This is a genomic window from Microbacterium album, assembly GCF_014643695.1.
GTDB classification, from domain to species: Bacteria; Actinomycetota; Actinomycetes; order Actinomycetales; family Microbacteriaceae; genus Microbacterium; species Microbacterium album.
In genome coordinates this window covers 457,348-477,295 of the sequence record NZ_BMJY01000002.1, presented here as the reverse complement: position 1 = coordinate 477,295, position 19,948 = coordinate 457,348, and the positions used below count along the sequence as shown (strand labels likewise).

The window sequence follows — 19,948 nt, the reverse complement described above, 5'->3', positions numbered from 1 at the left end:
CCCCCCCCCCCGAAAGGACGCCCTCCCCATGCCTCGGTCTCTGCAGCGCTGCGCCGCCCTCATCGTGCTCGCCCTGGTGCTCCCCCTCGCGGCATGCACGAACGAAGCGGACGACGCGGCGCGCAAGGCCGCCGACGATCTCGCCGCGTCCCTCTCGAACCACTCGCTCGAAGGAGTGGTGCTCACGGATGCGGATGCAGCGGGGGCCTTCGAGGAACTGGTCGCGCCGGTGGCAGCGTACGAGGTCGAGGTGACCGCCGGAGAGGTCGAGCGAGACGGGCCGAGCGCGAACGCCGTGCTGCACTGGTCGTGGACGGTCGAGGGCCACGAGTGGACCTACGACACGTCGGTGGCCCTCACGGAGGAGAACGTCAACGAGGAGGCCCGGTGGGCCGTGGAGTGGAGCCCCGCGGCGATCGTCCCCGACCTGGCGGCCGACGAGCGCATCGCGGTGAGCCGGGAGTTCGGACCTCGCGCGGACGTCGTCGACGCCGCCGGCGAGCCGATCGTCACGGCGCGACCCGTGGGTCGGTTCGGGCTGGACAAGGCGAACGTCGGCCCCGAGCAGGTCGGCGAATCAGCCGAGCGCATCGCCGCCGCCGTCGGCATCGATCCCGCGGCGTTCCGGGCCTCCGCCGAGAGCTCCGGCCCCCAGGCCTTCGTCGAGGCGCTGATGGTGCGAGCAGGCGAAGAGCACCTCCACGTCAACCCCGACTTCTCCGAGATCCCCGGGGCCCTGGTGGTCGAGGACACCGTGCCCCTCGCCCCCACGCGGCGCTTCGCCCGGGAGATCCTCGGGTTCGTGGGCGAGGCCACCGCGGAGGCCGTGGAAGCATCCGACGGGGCGATCCGGCCCGGTGATCGGGTCGGCCTGGCGGGCCTGCTCGCCCGGTACGACGGCACCCTGCGGGGCACCCCGAGCGTGAGGATCGAGGCCGTCGGCGCCGATGACGCGCGCCGCACCCTCGCGGAATGGGACGGCGACCCGGCCGAGCCGCTCGAGCTGACGCTGAACCAGGAGATGCAGCTTCACGCCGAGGACGTCCTGGCGCAGTTGGGCGAGGACGCTGGCGGCAGCGCGATCGTCGCGATCCGCCCCTCGACCGGCGAGATCCTCGTCGCGGCGAACGGGCCCGGGAACGGCGGCATGAACGCCGCGACCGCGGGACAGTACGCGCCCGGCTCGACGTTCAAGCTGGTGACGGCCCTCGCGCTGCTGCGCGCCGGTGTGACGCCGGACCAGGGCGTGAGCTGCCCACCCACGCTGACGGTCGACGGCTTCACGTTCCAGAACTACGACGACTACCCCGCCGGCGCGCTGGGCGACATCTCGTTCCGTTCGGCCATCGCCCACTCGTGCAACACGGCCCTCATCGGGCTGCGTGACCGCATCGAGCCGAGCGACCTCGCCGCGGCGGCCGAGACGCTCGGCCTCACGGCGGAGATCGACCTGGGCTACCCCGCGAGCATGGGTCAGGTGCCCGATCCCGAGGGCGAGACCGAGCGGGCCGCCGACCTGATCGGCCAGGGACGCGTGCAGGCGTCGCCGCTCGCGATGGCGACCGTGGCGGCGTCGATTCAGGTCGGCCGCACGGTCGTCCCCCATCTGCTGGTCGGCCACACGGGCGAGCCGGAGCCGGCGCAGCCGCTCACCGCCGACGAGGCCTCGGTGCTGCAAGAGCTCATGCGCGCTGTCGTGACGGAGGGGTCCGCGCGCTTCCTGGGCTCGATCCCCGGCGACCCCGTGGGTGCCAAGACCGGCACCGCCGAGCACGGTCAGCCCGACGAGAACGGCGACCTCCCCACGCACGCCTGGATGGTCGGCACCCACGGCGATCTCGCCGTCGCCGTCTTCATCGAGCGCGGGGAATCGGGGGCCCAGACCGCCGGTCCGCTCCTCAGAGCGCTCTTCGAGCGCTGGTGACAGCGGCGACGGCGGCGTTGATCCCGCCGTCGCCACTGCCGGTGAAACATCAGGTGATCAGTCACGTTCGACAGGCAGCCACAGCTCACAGGTCGCGGTGGTGAAATCGGGCGACCGCTCGAGGACCGCCACAAGCGAGGGGCCCGGTCGCAACCGCCAGGGGTTGGACGGGAACCACTCGGTGGCCGTGGCCGCCCAAGCCGCCTGAAGCGCCGCAGGGTGCTCGCCGACCGTGCGGAAGACGGCCCAGCTGCCGGCCTCCACCTCGATGGCGTCAAGGTCGTCCGGCACGTCCGTGGCCATGGTGATCGCAACGCCGTGCAAGTAGGTCAGTTCGCTGCCCTCCGCGTAATCGGCGTCGACGTCGGCGCTGACCTGCAGCAGCCCGGCAGGCGCGGTGTTGCTCAGCCGCTTGAGCCGCTCGTGCTCCTCGGCGGGGAGCGAAGCGATGTGCTCCTGGATGTGGGGATTGACGCCGTGGTACTGCAGCGGCACACGTGTGGCGTGGCCGACGAGGCGGAAAGCGGGCTGTTCGACAATTCGAGCGTGCATGGGGGTCGTCCCTTCGACGGTCAGGCGGAACCTGAGTTGAGGTTGGCTGCGAAGGGGGCCGCCGTGCCGACGCACGTCACCATGACTCACGCCGTGCACGGCGCGGAACGCGCGACCGAAGGCCTCGGTCGAGCCGTACCCGTACCGCACGGCGATCGTGAGCAGATCCTCGTCGCCTACCAGATCGGCGGCCGCGACCGTCATCCGCCGACGTCGCACGTACTCGGACACCGGCATGCCGGCGAGCGACGAGAACATCCGCCGCGCGTGATACCCGGTGGTGCCCATCGCCGAGGCAAGCGCGTCGACGTCGTGCTCCTCGCCGAGGCTCGCCTCGATCTCGTCGACCAGGCGGTTGAGCAGCTCGATCATGGTCACTCCCTTCACGATCGACTATCGCCCCACGCCCAACGTGCGCGCCCGATCATTCCGGTCCGGTTCGATCGGGTGCCGGGCGAGCCGACGATCACTGTCCCTCGAGGGAATCATGCGTGGCAGCGACGGCGCTCCGCCAGATCTCCACAAGCCGCCAGGTACTCCGCGTTTCCGTGCGGGCCACGGACCAGCACGCCGTCTGTCACGCGCCCGATACTACGAGGCGGACATCCGAGCCCCTCCGCGGACCGAGTCCAAGGCACAGGCGCGGGCGCCTCGAGTCCTTGCGATATCGTCTCCGCATGGCGGCTGGATTGCACTACGACGACGAGCACCGATGCCGCGGATGCTGGGTTCTGCAAGAGTCCGAGCTGCACAACGACTTCGAGGAGATCACGGCGCATGAGGACCCCGCGGGACGTTACATGACCATCACGGGCTTCACCGGCGACACCGAACGCTATTCGCTGGATGACCCAATCGCGCGAGCTTTCCTGGAGTCGCGTGGTCTCGATTGGCGCTAGCGTCCGGTCGCCACGGTGCGACTACTGCCGATCAACGAGTGCGCTCGAATTGGGTGACCAGAACACGGAACGCCCGTCTCCACAGCGTCCTGCCTCTCGCTACCGACCGAACATTCCCCGTCGCTCTCGACGAATCCCGTCCTCGAGCGCCAGGAGCCATGCGGTGGCGGCGCGCCGCCGTTCATCGACCGCCGCCGTCTCACTCATAAAGCGCCCTCCTGCGACCACGCAAGTTGTCCCGAAGATGCCAAGGACAATAACGGTGAGCGGCCCCGAGGGCAGCAGCGCCGTGACAATCGACGCGGCTAGAGCCATCCTCGGGCAGGTCTGTCGATAGTCGTCGCTTCACCGCGACAGTGTCACACGCTGCGTCCGCTGTCCGCGGTCAAGGCGCGGCGTTGAAGGTTCCCACCCCACAGCCGCGTCATCGAAGCCGCGCCATAACCAGTTCGAACAGTTCGAGGGGGTCGTTCGTCGCGCCCTGACCGCCGTGCTCAAGAACCTCTGCAAGGTGTTCCGGCTCGCGGGAGCTCGAATAGACGATGAACGGGCTGTCATCCCCGCGTGCTCGCATCGAATCGAGCAGGTCGTACCCCGCGCGCTTACCCTCCGGACGGCCCATGTCGGAGATCACGACATGGAACGAGTTCCCGTCCAGCATTTGCAGGGCGAGGGCGGTGTCACGCACCCACACCGTCGCGACACCGGCCGACTCGAGTGCTTCCCGTTCGGGCTGAATCCACTCGGGGTTGTCGTCGACCCAGAGGACTCGTGCGCCACTCACACGCGCGGCGTTGTACGCAAGCGCGGCGCGGCGGCCCCGCTCCGTTGACAGCGATCTGTGCAGCTTCGCTTCCTCTGCCTCGTTCAGCTGCTGCAGGATGACGTCCGTGTTGTCACGCGCTCGGGCAGCCGCCAGCGCCGCCCTCGATGCCACGCTGTCGATCTGCTCAAGCCGGGTGCTCTGGGAAGCGCGATCCCGAGCAGCCTGCTTCTTCTGCTCGCGGAAGATCCGAATGGCCAGATATCCGGTGAACGCCGTGACGCACAGTGAGAACAAGCCCACGAAGCTCGACAGGGACTCAAGCCATTCGGCATCCAACAGCACATAGGCCGCAACCCCGAACGACGCCACCGCGAGCGCAAGAAGAAAAACCTCGAGGACGTTCCATCCCAGCCGCGACGCGGCGGGTTCCGCTGTATCCGACGCCTCGGGCTCCGCCGCGCCCGCCTTTTCCCCGCTCTCGGCGTCGCCCGTTGAATCCGAACTCCGTCGCCCTCTGCCGCCCCACACCGCACGGCTCCTGCCCGACCGCGTTGCGGCCGCCTGCCCCTCGCTCATAGACGTACCGTATCGACCAGCTCAGCAGACTCACTCGCCGACACCCGCAGCAAGACCGTCGACCGAAGGGGTCACATCCCTTGGTGGGCCGCCCATCGGCGTGACGCCTCCTGGGCGGCGTCCGCGATGAGGGCGTCAATGCGGTCGCTGCGGCGCACGGGGAACGACACGTACGTTCCGCGGCCTCCCGCGACGGGACGCCCGTAGGCCTTCGCCGCGAGCGATCCGTCGGGGAGCAGCCGGACCGTGATCGATTGCAGCTCGAACCGCTCGCCGCGCCTCTCGTCCTCCCAGCGCAGGTCCGGCGGGATCGCGACGTTCAGAGCGAGCGCATTGACATCCACGATCGACAGTGAAGCACACTCACCGGGTCCGGCCGGGACGGAAGCCGCGGCGACGCGAGACGAGCAGCGCGGCGCCGACGACCACGAACCCGGCATGGATGATCACGTCGAGGACGAGGGGCACCTCGAGCGGGACGAAGATCACCGATGCGTTCGCGAACGCGTGCACGAGCACGAGCGGCAGCAGCCACCGGAACCGCAGCTGGAACGCGGCGAGCGCGAAGCCGTAGGTCGCCGACGCGAGCACATTGAGAAGGATGTCGTCGGCACTGCGGGAGGGTGTTGTGACGAGCAGCGACAGGTGCGCGAGGCCGAAGAGCGCACCGGAGAGGATCGCCGATGCCACCGCCCCCGTCGCCCGACGAAGCACCGAGAGCACCGCGACGCGATTGATGAGCTCCTCGTTGAGAGACGCCAGGACGAGCGTCAGGATCCACAGCGCCAGTCCGGGAGGAGGAACGACGATCGAGCCCGGAAGTGCGAACCTCAGCACGCCCTCCGCGACGAACGGCAGGAGCCACAGCGCGGCGAGCGGGGAACGCCACAGCCGCAGCACGCCCTGGTCGCGCCAGACTCCCAGCATGGTCACGACACCGGCAGCGAAGAGGACGCAGAGCGCGTTGGCGAACAGCCCCGCGTACCAGCCGGCGATCCCGAGCACCGGCGCCAGTTCGAGCGCGCCGACGATCACGCCGAACCTGGCGATTCCGATCCCCGCCGCGAGGCCGAGCGCGAGCGCGACGGAGCGCGGGCTGGGTTTCACGGCCTCGAGCCTATGGTCCCGTCCCGCACCAGCGGTATCGGGATACCCCTACATCCGGCCCGATCCGACTCTCGGCCGATAGACGGTCCCGAACCGCTCCGGGTCTTCGCCCGAGTCGACGCGCTCCCAGTGGACACGGCGACCTCCGGGCACCGAGAAGACGCGCGTGCCGTCGCCGAGGAAGATCGGAGCGGTGAACATCCGTAGCTCGTCGATGAGGTCGTGCTCGAGCGCCTGCCGGGCGATGTCCGCGCTGATGATCTGTACCTCACGCCCGCCGGCGAGCTTCCGCGCCCGCGCGACCGCCTCGCGGATGTCGCAGTTCATCGCCGTGACCGCGGGGTCATCGGCGAGCTCCTGCGGCCGGTGCGTCAGCACGAACTCGATCCCCTGCCACGCACCGCCGTAGGCCTCGGCGGTGAGCTCGTCGCGCTCGCCCGCCTGGGCCATGGCGGCGTCGTACCCGCGGCGGCCCGAGATGATCACGCCGACCCGCGCGGCCAGCTCCGCGAGCACGTCCGGATCGGCCTCCCCCGCCGCCGCCAGCCAGCTCATGTCGTGCCCCGGACCGGCGATGAACCCGTCGAGCGAGGCCGTGAAGCTCCACGTCACCTTTCCCGCGGCCGGCGTCGTCATGACGCCCTCGGCTCGAAGGTCACGTGGATGACGCCGCTCTCGGCGACCTCGCTGCGCACCTCGCGCCCCTCCTCGAAGCCGCGCAGGCCCTCCCAGAGGTTGACTCCCCTGCCGAGGAGGATCGGCACGACCGCGACGTGCAGCCTGTCGACGAGACCGGCCCTCAGGAAGTCGCGCACCACGGTCCCGCCGCCGCCGATGCGCACGTCGAGATCGCCGGCCGCCTCGCGTGCGCGAGCGAGCACGTCGGCAGGCGAGCCGCTCACGAAGTGGAAGGTCGTGCCGCCCTCCATCTCCAGGCTCTCGCGCTCCCGATGCGTGAGGACAAAGACGGGCACATGGAACGGCGGGTTCGGGCCCCACCAGCCCCGCCAGTCGGGGTCGTCGGGGTGAGCGTGGAAGCCGAACATGCCCGCGCCCAGGATCTCGGCGCCGATGCCGACGGTCTCCGCCGCGATGTACGCGTCGTCGACGCCCGTCGTCCCGCCCGAAGCGCCGAACCGCTGCTGAAAGGTGCGCGTCGCGGTGTACGCCGCGACCAACCGCTCCCAGTCCTTCCCGAACGGATCCTCCGGCGTCTGGTCGGTGGTCGTGATGTACCCATCCAGCGACATGTTCAGGTCGACCCGTGTGATCCCCATCATCCACTTCCCGCAGTGATTGCATTTTGCAAGCACTAAGATAGGGAGCAGGCCGGACGCCGTCAAGAGGAGGCCCGATGCAGCCACGATCCGGATGCGCCATCAACGCCGCCGTGGAGGCGCTCGGCGACCAGTGGTCGATGCTCGTCTTGCGCGACATGATCTTCGGCGACCGCCGGCACTTCCGCGAGCTCCTGGAGGGGTCGATCGAGGGCATCGCGTCGAACATCCTCAGCAGCCGCCTGAAGAAGCTCGTCGACGCGGGACTGCTGACGAAAGAGCAGGCCAGGCGCGGCCAGCGCGCGCGGTACAGCCTCACCGAGGCCGGCATCCAGACCGTGCCGATCCTCTTCGCGCTCGGGAACTGGGGCCTGGATTGGCGCGAGGGAACCCCCGAGCTGCGCACGCGTCAGGAGCTGATGCGCGCAGAGGGCCTCCCCTTCGTCGAGGAGCTGATGGACGAGTTGCGCACCCGGCATCTAGGCGCGCCGCCCGCCGAACGCGTTGGTGCAGGGCCGCTGGAGCGCCTCGAGGCGGCATACCGGCGGTCGGCCGCGGCGCACGGTTGAGCGCCCGAGCGTTCAACCCTCCGCGGAGGCGGTCGGTCGCCCCGCGAACGCAAGCGCGAAGATCGCCGCGGCGGCGCCTGCGAGGACCGCGGCGATCAGCGCGTAGACCAGGAGACCGTTTGCCGTCGCCGCTCGGACGGCCTCCAGGATCGGCACGGCATCCATCGCCGCGGCGAACGCCTCGTGAACGCTCGAGCGCAGCGCATCGGCGGTGCCCGCCGGGGTCTCGGGCGGCAGCAGCCGATCGAGCGATGCCCGGAAGACGATGATCCCCACCGTCCCGCCCGCCGCGATGCCGAGCGCCGAGCCGAGCTCCCCGCCGACCTCCTGTGCTGCGGCGGCGGAACCGACGCGCTCCTCCGGAGCGCTCGAGATGATCGCGTCGCTCACCAGCGCCAGCGCAGCCCCGTGACCCAGCCCGATGACGGCGAGCGCGAGGAGGAGGGGCACGATCGCGCCGTCGGCGACGGCGAGCGCGGTCAAGCCCGCACCCAGCGCGACCACCAGCAGCCCGCCGACGACGACGCGCGAGGGACGCCACCGACGCGCCAGTGCGGGAGCGGCGACCGCCCCGAGGATGTCCGTCGCGATGTACGGCAGCGTCAGCAGTCCGGCGACGAGCGGGGCGAAGCCTCCGACCCACTGCAGGTGCTGGGTGAACAGGAAGAACAGGCCGACGGTGCCGATCCCGGTCACCAGCAGGGTGAGGAGCGAGGCCGCGAGTCGGCGGTTCTTCAGCAGCGCCAGATCGAACAGCGGATCCGCAAGGCGACGCTGGCGCTGTATGAACAGCGCGAGCATGACGAGCCCCGCGACGATCAGCAGCACGGAGACCCACGGCGGTAGCTGCGCGGAGACGGCCTCCGCGCCGGCGGCGATCTCCTGCAGGCCGTAGACCACTGCCAGCATCCCCGCGACCGACAGCGCCACGCTGACCATGTTGATCCGGCTCGGCGTGGGCTCGCGCCGCTCCGGCAGCAGGAACGTGCCGAGAGCGACGAGGACCAGCATCGGCGGGACGTTGACGAGGAAAATCGCCCCCCACCAGAAGGCCTCGAGCAGCGCGCCGCCGAGAAGGGGCCCGATCGCTCCGCCGATGGTGAAGGCGCTGAACATGAGGGCGATCGCGAGCCGGCGCTGATCGTCGTCGCGGAACATCGCCCTCAGCAGCGAGAAGAGCGAGGGCATCAGGGTGGCGCCCGCGATGCCCAGCAGCGCGCGCGTGATGATCAGCGCGATCGGCGTGGCCGCGAAGGCGGCGACCACGGACAGGGCGGCGAACGCCGCGGCGCCGCAGAGCAGCAGCCGGCGGGCCCCGACGCGATCCGAGACCCGCCCCATCGTGATCAGGAACCCGGCGATGAGGAATCCGTAGGCATGGACGATCCACAGCGACTCCGTCGCAGAGGCATCCAGATCCGCGACGAGCGTGGGAATCGCGAAGAACAGCGCCGTGAGATCCGTCGACAGGGCCAGCATCGGGGCGACGAGCAGCGCGAGGCCCCACCACGCACGTGCCGGCGCGAGCGGAGGTGCAGCGAGAACGTTACGTTTCGTCATGTCACGTAACGCTAGAGCTAGACTGGTTTCATGTCCACCCCCTCGCAGCGAGCGACCACCGGGCGTCCCCGCGATGCGCAACTTGATCGCGCGATCCTCGCCTCGGCGCTCGCCATCCTCGACGAGTCGGGATACCAGGAGCTGAGCCTCGAGGCGGTCGCGCGGAGAGCGGGGACCTCGCGCCCGGCCATCTACCGCCGGTGGCCGGGCCGCGTGCACCTCGCCCTGGCCGCGATCGGCTCACGACTGGAGGCGCCGCGCTCCCCCGACACGGGCTGCACGCTGTGCGATCTCGACGAGAGCTTCACCCTGTTCCTCGCCGCCTATCGACTGATCCGCCCGGACGTGCTGAGCGCGCTGCTGGCGGAGTGCGCGACCTCCCCTGAACTGCGGACCACGTACCTCGAGACGCTGATCGAGCCCGCACGCCGCGCGGTCGCCCACACGATCGACCGGGCCGTCGCCCGCGGCGATCTGCGCATCGACGCCGACCGCGAGGTGCTGCTCGACATGGTGGGCGCGCTGGTGCACTACCTCGCGCTGTTCGGAAACCGTCACATCACCGACACCGAGGCGGAGCAGGCGATCGAGATGCTGCTGCGCGGCGCGGCGCGCGACTACGACGCCCTCGTCGCGCACAGCCGCGCCCTGGAGGAGGCCGCCGCATCAGGCACGCCGCATCACCGGCACCATCCGTGAACGCGAGGAAGGGCCGCAACGCCCGTCGAACTCATCAACCCGCCGGCGCGGCTTCGACCTGGTGCGCCCGATCACCCTGCTCGGCGTCGCAGCGCTGGGCGAGCCGGACCTGTTGATCGAGGTCGCGGCCGTCGCCGTTCTACCCTGACTCGGCGGATCGCGCCGGGTCGGAATGAGGCAGACGCCATCGGCGTTCGTCACGGATGATGACTGCTGACCGTGATTCCCGCCCCTTGATCGTGTTCGACGTGCTGGGAACGCTCGTCGACCAGGCAGGCAGCCTGCGCCGACGGATCATGAACGTCACCGATCAGGATGCGAGCGACGCGGACCGCGTCGCTGCCGCCTGGTTGGACTACGTGGCCATGCGCGAACACCAGATCACCGCCGGGGATGCGCCGTTCGTCGCCAGCCACGTGCTCGACGACGAAGCACTGGCGCTGCTGGTGGCCGACGGCGTGCTGCCCGCTGAGGCACACCAACCGCTGGCCAGCGGCCCACAGCACCTCGAGCCCTGGGCGGATTCTGTCGACGGCGTGGCGCTGCTCGCCGACAGTTTCACGATCGCCGGCTTGTCGAACGCGAGCCACCAGGTCCTCGCCGAGTTGATCGAATCCTCGGGGATGCGGTTGCAGCTGGTGCTGTCCGCGGAGGACGCCAGCACGTACAAGCCTGACCCTGCCGTCTACCAGCTCGCGCTGACCGCCTCGCCCGTCGGGGCACCGCCGCCATACCTCGTCGCCGCACACGCGTGGGACCTCCGCGCCGCGGCCAACGCCGGGATGCGCACCGCGTACGTGCCGCGACCGGGTGGTGATGCACCTCTGGACGATGACGAGTTCGACATCTATGCCGACGATCCCGCCGACCCGCACGCACGGCTGCTCGCCTGCACCTGACACACGGTGGAGCGGAACTCCACCGCGTCGCCCGCACGGGCGCTGCGGCACGGTGCGGTGCTCATCCGTCGCCCCTCCATGGATCGACCAGTTCGACGCCGGTGTGCGCGAAGTCCTTGATGTTCCGCGTCGCGCAGGTCGAGTCGTGGGCCAGACAGATCGCGGCGATCCGAGCATCCGCCGTGCTGATCGGCACGCCCACCGATTCACGTGCCACGACAAGGTCGGCGTAATGGTCGGCCGCCGCGTCGTCGAACGGCAGCACCGCACGACTCCCCTGATACGGCTCGAGCGCCGCGTCGATGCGCTTCGACAGCTCCTGCTTGCGGCGGCCGTCCGGAAGTCGTCTGACGCCCGCCAACAGCTCCGCGAGCGTGACAGACGTGATAGCGACCTCACCGGTGAGCGACGCGAGTCAATCGACGACGCGCGGCTCCGGCGACGGCCGGAAGATCTCCGCGATGACGTTCGTCGCAGATCTAGCCGTCGAATGCGTCGGCTCGCTCATACTGCGCTCCGTCGTCGAGAAGGGCTACGAGCTCGTCGGGACACGGCAACTCCGGATCATCCGAGGTGCGGTACCAGCTGTCCATCCGGTCCCCAGTGAAGGAAACGCTGATCGTGAAGCACGTGTACAACGCCGACGGGCCGTTGTACCGACCACCCGGGGCGCGCCCAGGTACCTCGAGCGGCGCATCCGGATCGCGGGGTCCCGAGTAGACGAGCGCATCGAAGAGGATCGAACCATCGCCGCCAGACGCAGCGCCGGCGGGACGGAAGTTGTATGTCACCACCCCCGCCGCGTCCTCGACGAGAAAACCAGGCGGTTCTCCACCCGCCCAATACGTTCCTGACTTGATCCTCGCGATCACGTCCTTTCGGGCGGCATAGACCTGGCGAAGCTCACTGAGCCGTCCGAGGAATGCACTCTCCGTCGCATCCATCTGTCGCCACAGAACGCTGTCGTAGTTGGACGTACAGCCCGTCAACGCAATGAGAACCACCCCCGACAGAGCGGCAGCGCGCATCCACCGATTGACGAGACCGTCACTACCGCGCATCAGAGGATCGCCCCTGCGATGCCAGGGCTACGCCCCCGGCCTACCCCGGAGGTCCCGCGCTGCGCGGCGCGGTAGCTCGGGTCGCGCAATCGGCGGGCCCAAAGGTAGGTGGTGGACCCGGGGAGCGGATGCCCCACCGGATCGAAACGAAGCTCGGCCGAGTCCATCTCGGCAGCAGGCCGGAGCACCACGTCTGCGAAGGGGTGCCACTTGTCGATCGGCGCCGCGTGATAAAGCCGGACCTGCCACGGCTGCTCCTTGAGCGACCGCCGCAGGCGCCCCAGGTCGGCCGGCAGCACCCGCGGGGGAACGCTCCGGGCGCAGATCAGCACCGGCCCCCGCGCCGAGCGGTACGGCAGGAGACTCCCGAACGTCGCGCCCGTCGCCGACCGCCGCGGCACGAGTACGAACCGGAAGGGGAAGCCGATACCGGTCGACGCGAGCAGCACATCCGCGTGCCCACCGTCGTCGTCGTGGAGTCGCAAGGCGAGGCCGAGCACGTCCGGCAGCCTGTCGGGCAGCCCGACTCCTCGGGACAACCGCGCGGTCACCTCGACCGGCGTTCCCCGGGCATCGTCGATCCAGCCGATGCCCGACGGCGCGGCATCGCGAATCCAGGTGGCCTGTCCCGTCAGCACCAGCCCATGCGGATGGATAGGGCGCGGATGACGGATGCGCCGGAGCACAGAGAAGAAGCCGCCCAGCGCGGTTCCGGCCACCCCTGCGAGTCCAGCGAGCATGCGGCCATTATCCCGACCGCGCAGTGCCGAGATAACCCCTGCTCAGCGCGGTCTCACACGGCGCGCTTCGCTGGTACGTTGAGCGCATGCGCTGGTACGCCCCGCTCCTTCTGCTTGCCGCAACTGCCCTGAGCGGTTGCGCTTCACTTTCACCGGCCGACGCTGGCGCACCAGCCTCCGCACCTTCCCCTGTGGCCACCACACCTCGCAGCGGGACGCCGACTCCGCCTTCCTCCACGGCCGACGCCACGCTGATCGTTTCCCTCGACACCCTGCAGTACGCCGACGGATCCGCGACGCGTGGGATCGACTTCGCCGACGGCGCCGACGTCGTGTCGTTCTTCGAGTCGCTGACGGGTCAGACGCCCGAGGTGGAGGAGGTGAAGGAGCCGTACGGCGACGCCGTCTGGTACCGACTGTCACACTTCGACGGTGTCAGTGTCGGCGTCTACGAGACCGGGCACAGCTTCCTGACCATCGATTCGGCCTCAGTAGCCGGGGTACCGCTCCGCACGCAGTCTGGTCTGACCGTTGGTGCCTCACGCCAGGACGTACTGGCCGCTGGCGGATGGGACGAGTGGGACCAGGACGGCGACGGCGTCGCCGACTACCTCGGCGCGGAGCCGCGCAATGTCGAGGGCACGCAGTCGCTCACGCGACCAGGCGAAGGGGGCCGCGAGTACTTCCTCTTCGTGCTGGATGGCGACGTCGTCACGCAGATCCAGTGGGGCAACGACTTCTCCGACGTATAAGCCGGCTACGCGATCCTCGTCTGGGTCGCGCTGAGGCGCAGACGGCAGCTGTGGCGGCGCATAGCCGAATCACCTCACGCGTCGAGGTGGGCATGGGCGCCCACGTCCGACCGGATCCGGCTCACGCGACCCTCAACGGCTTGATCGCCTCGATCTGATCGGCCGCGCGGTCTGCCGCGAGGTCGAGGTCGTACTGCGACTGCAGGTTCAGCCAGAACTGCGCGGTCGTACCGAAGAACTTCGACAGGCGCAGCGCCGTGTCTGCGGTGATCGATCGCTTGCCGTGCACGATCTCGTTGATCCGTCGCGGCGGTACGCCGATCGACACGGCGAGCTTGTTCTGCGTGATGCCGAATCCCTCGATGAAGTCCTCCATAAGGACCTCGCCGGGGTGGATCGGCGCGAGCTTGTCAGTGGTAGTCAACGATCTCAACCCCCTCGGGACCCGCGTCGGTCCATGTGAAGCAGATCCGCCACTGGTCATTGATCCTGATGCTGTGCTGGCCCGCTCGGTCACCCCGCAAGGGCTCGAGTCGGTTTCCCGGCGGGATGCGGAGGTCATCCAGTGTGACCGCCGCGGCCACCTGACGCAGCTTGCGCAGAGCGACTCGATGGATCCGAGGTTCCATCGACCGCACGCGCTCCCGGCGCCAGAGTCGCTCGGTGTCCTTGCTCGCGAACGACCTGATCACACCAGCAGAGTATAACGCGGCGCGTCAATAACGCTAGACGTTACATCGGAACTCCACCGAGTTGAGGCACACGCAACCTGTGGCCACAGGTTGAACTGGAGCCCCCAGCCGTCAACGCCGACTCAACTAGAGTCTCCCCATGCCGGTCACGAAGAACGCCTTCCTCACCGTTGCCGCCGATGGTGTCGGGGCGGTCTCTGCTGGCCTCGGCGGTTTCCTGACCATCGCACCGCACATGGGCGGGCGACGACTCGGCCTTACGGGCACCGAGGTCAAACGTCGACGCGCGCTGGGGGCCGCAGATCTCGTCCTCGGCATCGCGATCATTGCCAGCCGGTCGTCAACTCGTCGAATGGCGTGCCGTGGCGGCACGAGCCCTACTCCACTTGCTGTTCGCGCGCGAGTACATGCGAAGCGATCGTCGACACAACGCCGTCGCAATGTGCGCACTATTCGTCATCGACGCAGGGATCGCCGCTGGGCTCCGTCAAGAGCGCCGTTCGGGCTGAGAGGCTGCCGGGCGCCGGCCAACGCATGCAAGCCACGTTGAACCGGAACCTGGCAGCAGGCCCGCTCTCCCAGCGTCAGGTTCGAGAACGCACGTACGCCGCGCACGCCTCGACGATCGCGCGCGCGGCCCCGATCCCCTCGGCGACGTCCTGCCGAGTCGCGCTCGGACGATCCTCGTCCGGATACTCGGTGGCGTTGCGCACCTGCCGCATCCACTCGAACTCGCCGAGCGCGTCATCGTGCACGAACTGTGCCGCGGCGGTTCCCGTGTTCCTGTGAGCACCGCCGACGGGCCGCACCCTCAGGCCTTCGATCGCGAGCACCGCGGTGAGCGCCTTGCGCGCGCCGTCGTACGCCGCGGTGAACGCCATCGCGTGATCGTCAGTGTCGGCGAGAGCGGCCGCCGTATCGACGTGGCGCTCGGCCATCGCGAGCACGCTCACGGCGTGCTCATGGTTCACGGCGACGCGCTCGAGCCGTCGTCCAGCGATCATCGCGGCGACGACGTCAGCCATGGACATCGCCGGTCAGCACGTCGACGATCGGGCGCGCACGGATCGTCGCGACAAACGGCGACGGACGATCGGCGTGCCATTCGTCGGGTCCCATCCGCGTGACGTTCACCGGCACATCAAGACGTGCGCTCGCTTCCGCGGCGAGGTCCGCGAGGCTGCGGCGAGGCGTCGAGCCCACCACGAGCACGTCGATGTCGTTCGGGAACGCACCGCTCTCCCCCGCCCGGCGTGCTGCCCACGATCCGTAGATCAGCAGCTCGTCGACACCGTCCACACCGTCGAAGAGCTCGCGCAGCACGGGGACCGGACCGTACGTCGCCGCGATCAGCTCGCGCATCGGCGCGAACAGCGGGTGCTCGTCGTTTGCGCGCACCATCCGGTTGCGACCCTCCTGGCGGTCACGAAGCACGTCGTTGTCGACGAGGCGACCGACCTCGCGGTGCACAACGGTCCCACTCACGCCCGTGCGACGCCCGAGTTCAGACAGCGAGTACTCGCGGCCGGGGTGCCCGAGCGTCTCCGCCAGGATCGCTCCGACCGCGTCCGAGCGCACGAATGGCGTCAGCTGCGGAACCGGACTCTTCACAAAACAGGAAGATATATCCCGGTTATAGGATGAGTCAAGAGTGCGATCGGATCAGACGGGGAAACGGGCGCAACCGCGCCGGGTTCTCGCGCGTGTTCGGCGCACTGACACCGGGGAGATCAGCTCACACGTTGAAGCGGAACTCCACGACGTTCTGTAGCCGACGTTCATCAACCGCGGACGCCGATGCGAGACTGCAAAGCCCTTACGCCGACGTCAGGTGAGGTCTTCGAAGCTGTCCTCTCCAGGGCGCCAAACCATCCAGGAGCCGTCGCGGAAGCCCCTCAATTCGGCGATCTCCACGAATACGTCATCGGCCGTCGGGTGGATGACCACCGCCCCAGTGTCGAGTTCGATCCGAATGCCCTGGCCCGTCGCTTCGCTCGTCGACACGACTGCGCCGGGCGTCATCTTCCTCAGCGCGTCCGCGTACCCGAGATCCGTCTCGCGCCAACGACGGCCCTGAGTCTCGACCTCGGGCCACACGTAGCTGTTCAGCACCACCGGAGACCCGGCCCCGAAATCACCATCGAATCGCAACTGGACATAGTCGTTCAGTACGAACTCGACCGAATACACCCGGTATCCGACAAGCCGCGACAGCAACGAATCCGGAACGTGCTGTGTCATGCGTGTCTCCCGAGTCGACTCCATGCATGCCCTGACCGTACAGCCAGGCCCGGGCAACGAGCGCGTCAGAGAAAACCACGCGCCGAGACGTTGAACGGCCACGCGACTACACGTTGAACCTGAACTCCACCACGTTCCGTAGCCGAATCACCTCACGCATGCGCTGGTCCGGGCGTTCACGCCTCCCTAAGGTGCTTGTGTCCGCCGTGACCGATACCTCTTCGAAGCGGCAGAATGCAGTGTGTGACCGACGCCCTTGCACCCTTCGACGTGTCCTCCGAAGTCTCCACCTCGCGTCCCACCCAGGAGATGACGCTCGCCCGGCAGGTCGGCGAGGTGATCACGCACATGCTAGGCGACGGCCGATCCGTGCTCGACCCTGAGACAAGGATCTGGACGGCTGACGCGGCCCAGGAACTCCGAGCCAGAGTCGAGGACAACCCCGTCGTCGGCACGGATCAAGGCCAGTGGGACAAACTCGACAAGCAGCTTCAGGACGCGCCGCGCGAGGTGGTCCTACTCGCGGCCGAGCTCGTGCTGCTGCGCGAGCACCCGCTGCGCTCTGCCCTGCCCGACACCCGACGGGCGCACGTCGAGCGGGTGCTCTCCCACCTCGATCGCCCAGTGACCCTCTCCGAGACGGTGTCCACGTGGCTGGCTCGTCCTGCGGGCACCGCTGGGTTCGAGCCGGGGAGCTGGTACAACGGCGCCATGTGGCGGCACCTGATCTGGGCTGCCACGTTCGTTCTTCACTGGGAAGGGCTGCCCGAGGAGGCGCGTGAAGCGGCGCGGCTGGATCCATGGCGGCTGCAGCAGGAGATGCTGGATTCCGGTGACGACCGGTCGGACATTCGCAACACGTTGCAGTTCCTTGCGCGCCCCGATGCGTTCGAGCCGATCTCCTCGGCTCGGATGAAGGCGAGGATCCGCGACGGGCTCGCCAACCGGATCGACGGGGCGACCGGGGACGATCCGGTGTCGATCGACCGGAACCTGCTGGCCATCCGCGCCGCGCTGGCCGGCGACGCGACGACACCTTTCCACTTCTGGACGCCCGGCATCCGGGAGCTCTGGGACCCGGCGTCGACTGAGACGGAGCCACCCCAGGCCGGGGGCGGCACGCTCGCCGAGCCCCGCCGCCGTCACTTCTGGCTCTACTCTCCCGGCCCACAGGCATCGGAGTGGGGAGAGTTCTCTGCGAACGGCATCATGGCAATCGGTTGGGACGCACTCGATGACCTCGCGACATATCCCGATCGCGAGGCGATCCGCGCGGCGCTGGATCCGGAGGGGACGGAAGGATCGCTGAAGAACGCCGTGCTCGCCGTCTGGCAGTTCCAGAACGACATCGCCGTCGGCGACATCGTCTACGCCAAACGGGGCCGCCGTGAGATCGTCGGACGGGGCGAGGTCATCTCGGCGGCGCGGTACGAACCGGAGCGCGCCGCCTACAAGCACGTCCGTTCTGTGAGGTGGACGCATGTCGGAGCCTGGGAGCACCCGGGCGACGCCGTGACGAAGACGCTGACCGACATCACGGCGGTTCACGACTACGTTGAGTCGCTCGAATCCCTCTTCACCGATGAGCCCGAGCCCGCGCCGCCCGCAGCACCCGCGTCGATCCCGGCATACGATCGCAAGGCGTTCCTCCGGGAGGTGTACATCTCCGATGAGCAGTACGAACGGCTTCACGGCCTGGTCGCACGAAAGAAGAACGTCATCCTCGCCGGCCCTCCCGGCGTCGGAAAGACGTTCGCGGCCAAACGCCTGGCGTACGCCATGATGGGCGCGCAGGACCCGAGCCGCGTGGAGATGGTCCAGTTCCACCAGAGCTCCTCGTACGAGGACTTCATGATGGGCTACCGCCCCACCGAGAGCGGCGGCTTCGTGCTCACGGAGGGGCCGTTCTATCGGTTCTGCGAGGAAGCTCGCGCGGATGACGAGAGGCGCCCGTACTTCTTCATCATCGACGAGATCAACCGGGGCAACATGTCGAAGATCTTCGGCGAACTGCTCATGCTCATCGAGGCCGACAAGCGGGGCCAGGGACTGCGGCTGCTCTACAAGAACGAGACCTTCGCCGTGCCGAAGAACGTCCACATCCTCGGGATGATGAACACCGCCGATCGCAGCCTCGCCGTTCTCGACTACGCGCTTCGCCGTCGCTTCGGCTTCTTCGAGATGCGCCCGGGCTTCAAGTCGGCTGGATTCGTGCGCTGGCAGGAGGAGGCGGACAACCCCACGCTCGACAACCTGGTCACCGCGATCCTCGAACTCAACGAGGCCATCGCCGACGACCCGGCCCTCGGCCAGGGCTTCGCGATCGGGCACAGCTTCCTGTCGCGCCCCGCCGATAGCGCCGCCGACGACCTGTGGTTGCAGTCCGTCGTGGAGGACGAGCTCATCCCTCTGCTCGACGAGTACTGGTTCGACGAACCCGCGCGAGCCGAGGAATGGAGCCAGAGGCTCCGCGCCGCCCTCACATGACCTCAGGCATCCTGATCCGCAACGTGTACGTCATGATGGCGTACGCGTTCCGGGCCCTTCACCGCGACGGGATCGAGCGAATCGAGGCCGAGCACTTCGACCACCTTCACGACCTCCTCGCCGAGATCCTCGTGCGCGGCGTCGGAGTGCAGGTAAAACGGGGCCTGCACCGCGACTATCTCCGCCGGCACGAGAACCTCGCCACCGTGCGAGGACGCATTGACTTCGCCCGCACCGTTGCCGAGCGCACCACGACCCGCGGCCGGATCGCGTGCGAGTTCGACGAGTACGAGGCGGATACGCCGCACAACCGCGCTCTGAAGTCGGTCATCGTGCTGTTGATCCGCCACGGCGACGTCTCAGCCGCGCGCAGAGCCGAGTTGCGCCGGCTCCTGCCCTACCTGGATGCCGTCACGCTTGTCGCACCGAGCTCGATCCGCTGGGATGCGCTTACCTATCACCGTGCGAATGCGGCGTATCGGCTGCTCCTCGGGGTCTGCGAACTGATCGTCCGAGGAATGCTGCCCAGCCGCGGCGCAGGATCGATGAAGCTCGCGTCCTGGCTATCGGACGACTCGATGAGCGACCTGTATGAGCGGTTCCTGCGCGAGTACTACACGTTCCACCATCCAGACCTGCGGCCTGCCGCATCCAGCATCCCCTGGGACTATGACCGATCGAGTGCGCTCGGCGTCGAGCAGCTGCCCTCCATGCGCACGGATGTCACGCTTCGCCGAGGCGAACGATCCCTCGTCATTGACGCGAAGTTCTATCGCGAGCCGATGCAGGTGGGCCGGTGGGAGAAAGAGACCGTCCGCTCGGGGCACCTCTACCAAGTGCTGGCCTACGCGAAGAACGCCGACGTGGATCGGAACGGATCGGTCAGCGGCCTCCTGCTCTACGCGCGATCCGACGCCGCGACGCAGCCCGACCTCGACCTCGTGATCCAGGGGAATCGGATCGGCGCCCGCACGCTCGACCTGAACCGACCGTGGGCGCAGATCCGGGCCCAGCTCGAAGACGTCGTGACCTGGCTCGACAACGAGGTATGACCGGCCTGTCAGAGTAGCCCAGATCGGACGCACCCAGGTGTCCGGTCATCCTGCGTACAGGGGCGGCCGAGACAACGGGGGTTCGTTCACCAAAG

General features: G+C 68.6%; 22 protein-coding genes and 1 pseudogene. 8 read left to right on the top strand and 15 right to left on the bottom strand.

Annotation, left to right across the window (positions count from 1 at the left end; genetic code table 11):
• On the top strand, nt 1-1,924 hold a 1,924-nt coding region (locus tag IEX37_RS04765), incomplete at its 5' end, for a penicillin-binding transpeptidase domain-containing protein (protein ID WP_229663067.1).
• A gap of 57 nt (nt 1,925-1,981) precedes the next feature.
• On the opposite strand, the gene IEX37_RS04760 is transcribed toward IEX37_RS04765, so the two are convergent.
• Nucleotides 1,982-2,848 (bottom strand): AraC family transcriptional regulator, encoded by an 867-nt coding sequence (locus IEX37_RS04760; protein WP_188755081.1) that lies wholly within the window; start codon nt 2,846-2,848, stop codon nt 1,982-1,984.
• Between the two features lie 305 nt (nt 2,849-3,153).
• Between IEX37_RS04760 and IEX37_RS04755 the strand changes: the two genes are divergently transcribed.
• Entirely contained in the window at nt 3,154-3,375 is a 222-nt protein-coding gene (locus tag IEX37_RS04755; RefSeq protein ID WP_188755080.1) for a hypothetical protein, read from the top strand.
• Between the two features lie 424 nt (nt 3,376-3,799).
• On the opposite strand, the gene IEX37_RS04750 is transcribed toward IEX37_RS04755, so the two are convergent.
• The 5 genes from IEX37_RS04750 to IEX37_RS04730 form a co-directional block, all read right to left on the bottom strand.
• The gene (locus IEX37_RS04750; protein ID WP_188755079.1) at nt 3,800-4,717 is read right to left on the bottom strand and encodes a response regulator; all 918 of its coding nucleotides are present in this window, start codon (nt 4,715-4,717) and stop codon (nt 3,800-3,802) included.
• 71 nt (nt 4,718-4,788) lie between these two features.
• The gene (locus IEX37_RS04745) at nt 4,789-5,061 is read right to left on the bottom strand and encodes a hypothetical protein (protein ID WP_188755078.1); all 273 of its coding nucleotides are present in this window, start codon (nt 5,059-5,061) and stop codon (nt 4,789-4,791) included.
• Between the two features lie 19 nt (nt 5,062-5,080).
• Nucleotides 5,081-5,824, bottom strand: a complete 744-nt coding sequence (locus tag IEX37_RS04740) for a CPBP family intramembrane glutamic endopeptidase (RefSeq protein ID WP_188755077.1) — start codon at nt 5,822-5,824, stop codon at nt 5,081-5,083.
• Between the two features lie 48 nt (nt 5,825-5,872).
• Complete coding sequence (locus tag IEX37_RS04735) at nt 5,873-6,460, bottom strand: dihydrofolate reductase family protein (protein WP_188755076.1); 588 nt, start codon at nt 6,458-6,460, stop codon at nt 5,873-5,875.
• The gene (locus IEX37_RS04730; protein ID WP_188755075.1) at nt 6,457-7,101 is read right to left on the bottom strand and encodes a dihydrofolate reductase family protein; all 645 of its coding nucleotides are present in this window, start codon (nt 7,099-7,101) and stop codon (nt 6,457-6,459) included. The genes IEX37_RS04735 and IEX37_RS04730 overlap by 4 nt, the downstream gene beginning before the upstream one ends.
• Nucleotides 7,102-7,178: 77 nt before the next feature.
• Here IEX37_RS04730 and IEX37_RS04725 point away from each other — a divergent pair, with 77 nt between their 5' ends.
• On the top strand, nt 7,179-7,670 hold the full coding sequence (locus IEX37_RS04725) for a winged helix-turn-helix transcriptional regulator (protein ID WP_188755074.1): 492 nt from the start codon (nt 7,179-7,181) through the stop codon (nt 7,668-7,670).
• 12 nt (nt 7,671-7,682) lie between these two features.
• Here the strand turns inward: IEX37_RS04725 and IEX37_RS04720 are convergent, their stop codons facing one another.
• Nucleotides 7,683-9,230 carry an MFS transporter gene (locus IEX37_RS04720; RefSeq protein ID WP_188755073.1) on the bottom strand — a complete coding sequence of 516 codons (1,548 nt, stop codon included), beginning with the start codon at nt 9,228-9,230 and terminating at the stop codon, nt 7,683-7,685.
• 30 nt (nt 9,231-9,260) lie between these two features.
• Between IEX37_RS04720 and IEX37_RS04715 the strand changes: the two genes are divergently transcribed.
• Complete coding sequence (locus IEX37_RS04715; RefSeq protein WP_188755072.1) at nt 9,261-9,929, top strand: TetR/AcrR family transcriptional regulator; 669 nt, start codon at nt 9,261-9,263, stop codon at nt 9,927-9,929.
• 239 nt (nt 9,930-10,168) lie between these two features.
• Nucleotides 10,169-10,828 (top strand): HAD-IA family hydrolase, encoded by a 660-nt coding sequence (locus tag IEX37_RS04710; RefSeq protein ID WP_229663077.1) that lies wholly within the window; start codon nt 10,169-10,171, stop codon nt 10,826-10,828.
• 61 nt (nt 10,829-10,889) lie between these two features.
• On the opposite strand, the pseudogene IEX37_RS04705 reads toward IEX37_RS04710, so the two are convergent.
• The 3 genes and pseudogenes from IEX37_RS04705 to IEX37_RS04695 all read right to left on the bottom strand — a co-directional run.
• Nucleotides 10,890-11,222, bottom strand: a pseudogene (locus IEX37_RS04705) (PIN domain-containing protein); the annotation flags it as partial.
• Between the two features lie 85 nt (nt 11,223-11,307).
• Nucleotides 11,308-11,889, bottom strand: a complete 582-nt coding sequence (locus IEX37_RS04700) for a hypothetical protein (protein WP_194461741.1) — start codon at nt 11,887-11,889, stop codon at nt 11,308-11,310.
• Entirely contained in the window at nt 11,889-12,629 is a 741-nt protein-coding gene (locus tag IEX37_RS04695) for a catalase family protein (protein WP_188755069.1), read from the bottom strand. Before IEX37_RS04695 ends, IEX37_RS04700 begins: the two co-directional genes overlap by 1 nt.
• A 191-nt stretch (nt 12,630-12,820) precedes the next feature.
• Between IEX37_RS04695 and IEX37_RS04690 the strand changes: the two genes are divergently transcribed.
• The gene (locus IEX37_RS04690) at nt 12,821-13,381 is read left to right on the top strand and encodes a hypothetical protein (RefSeq protein WP_188755068.1); all 561 of its coding nucleotides are present in this window, start codon (nt 12,821-12,823) and stop codon (nt 13,379-13,381) included.
• Between the two features lie 121 nt (nt 13,382-13,502).
• On the opposite strand, the gene IEX37_RS04685 is transcribed toward IEX37_RS04690, so the two are convergent.
• The 5 genes from IEX37_RS04685 to IEX37_RS04665 all read right to left on the bottom strand — a co-directional run bounded on the left by IEX37_RS04685 (nt 13,503) and on the right by IEX37_RS04665 (nt 16,314).
• Nucleotides 13,503-13,805, bottom strand: a complete 303-nt coding sequence (locus IEX37_RS04685; RefSeq protein WP_188755067.1) for a HigA family addiction module antitoxin — start codon at nt 13,803-13,805, stop codon at nt 13,503-13,505.
• A complete protein-coding gene (locus IEX37_RS04680; protein WP_188755066.1) occupies nt 13,792-14,073 on the bottom strand; it encodes a type II toxin-antitoxin system RelE/ParE family toxin in 282 nt (93 codons plus the stop codon). Before IEX37_RS04680 ends, IEX37_RS04685 begins: the two co-directional genes overlap by 14 nt.
• Nucleotides 14,074-14,657: 584 nt before the next feature.
• Complete coding sequence (locus tag IEX37_RS04675) at nt 14,658-15,098, bottom strand: HEPN domain-containing protein (RefSeq protein WP_229663065.1); 441 nt, start codon at nt 15,096-15,098, stop codon at nt 14,658-14,660.
• The gene (locus IEX37_RS04670) at nt 15,091-15,684 is read right to left on the bottom strand and encodes a hypothetical protein (RefSeq protein ID WP_229663064.1); all 594 of its coding nucleotides are present in this window, start codon (nt 15,682-15,684) and stop codon (nt 15,091-15,093) included. The genes IEX37_RS04675 and IEX37_RS04670 overlap by 8 nt, the downstream gene beginning before the upstream one ends.
• A 216-nt stretch (nt 15,685-15,900) precedes the next feature.
• On the bottom strand, nt 15,901-16,314 hold the full coding sequence (locus IEX37_RS04665) for a hypothetical protein (RefSeq protein WP_188755064.1): 414 nt from the start codon (nt 16,312-16,314) through the stop codon (nt 15,901-15,903).
• A gap of 243 nt (nt 16,315-16,557) precedes the next feature.
• Between IEX37_RS04665 and IEX37_RS04660 the strand changes: the two genes are divergently transcribed.
• Nucleotides 16,558-18,801 (top strand): AAA family ATPase, encoded by a 2,244-nt coding sequence (locus IEX37_RS04660; protein WP_229663063.1) that lies wholly within the window; start codon nt 16,558-16,560, stop codon nt 18,799-18,801.
• A complete protein-coding gene (gene mcrC / locus IEX37_RS04655) occupies nt 18,798-19,853 on the top strand; it encodes a 5-methylcytosine-specific restriction endonuclease system specificity protein McrC (protein WP_188755063.1) in 1,056 nt (351 codons plus the stop codon). The genes IEX37_RS04660 and mcrC overlap by 4 nt, the downstream gene beginning before the upstream one ends.
• Nucleotides 19,854-19,948: the final 95 nt, after the last annotated feature.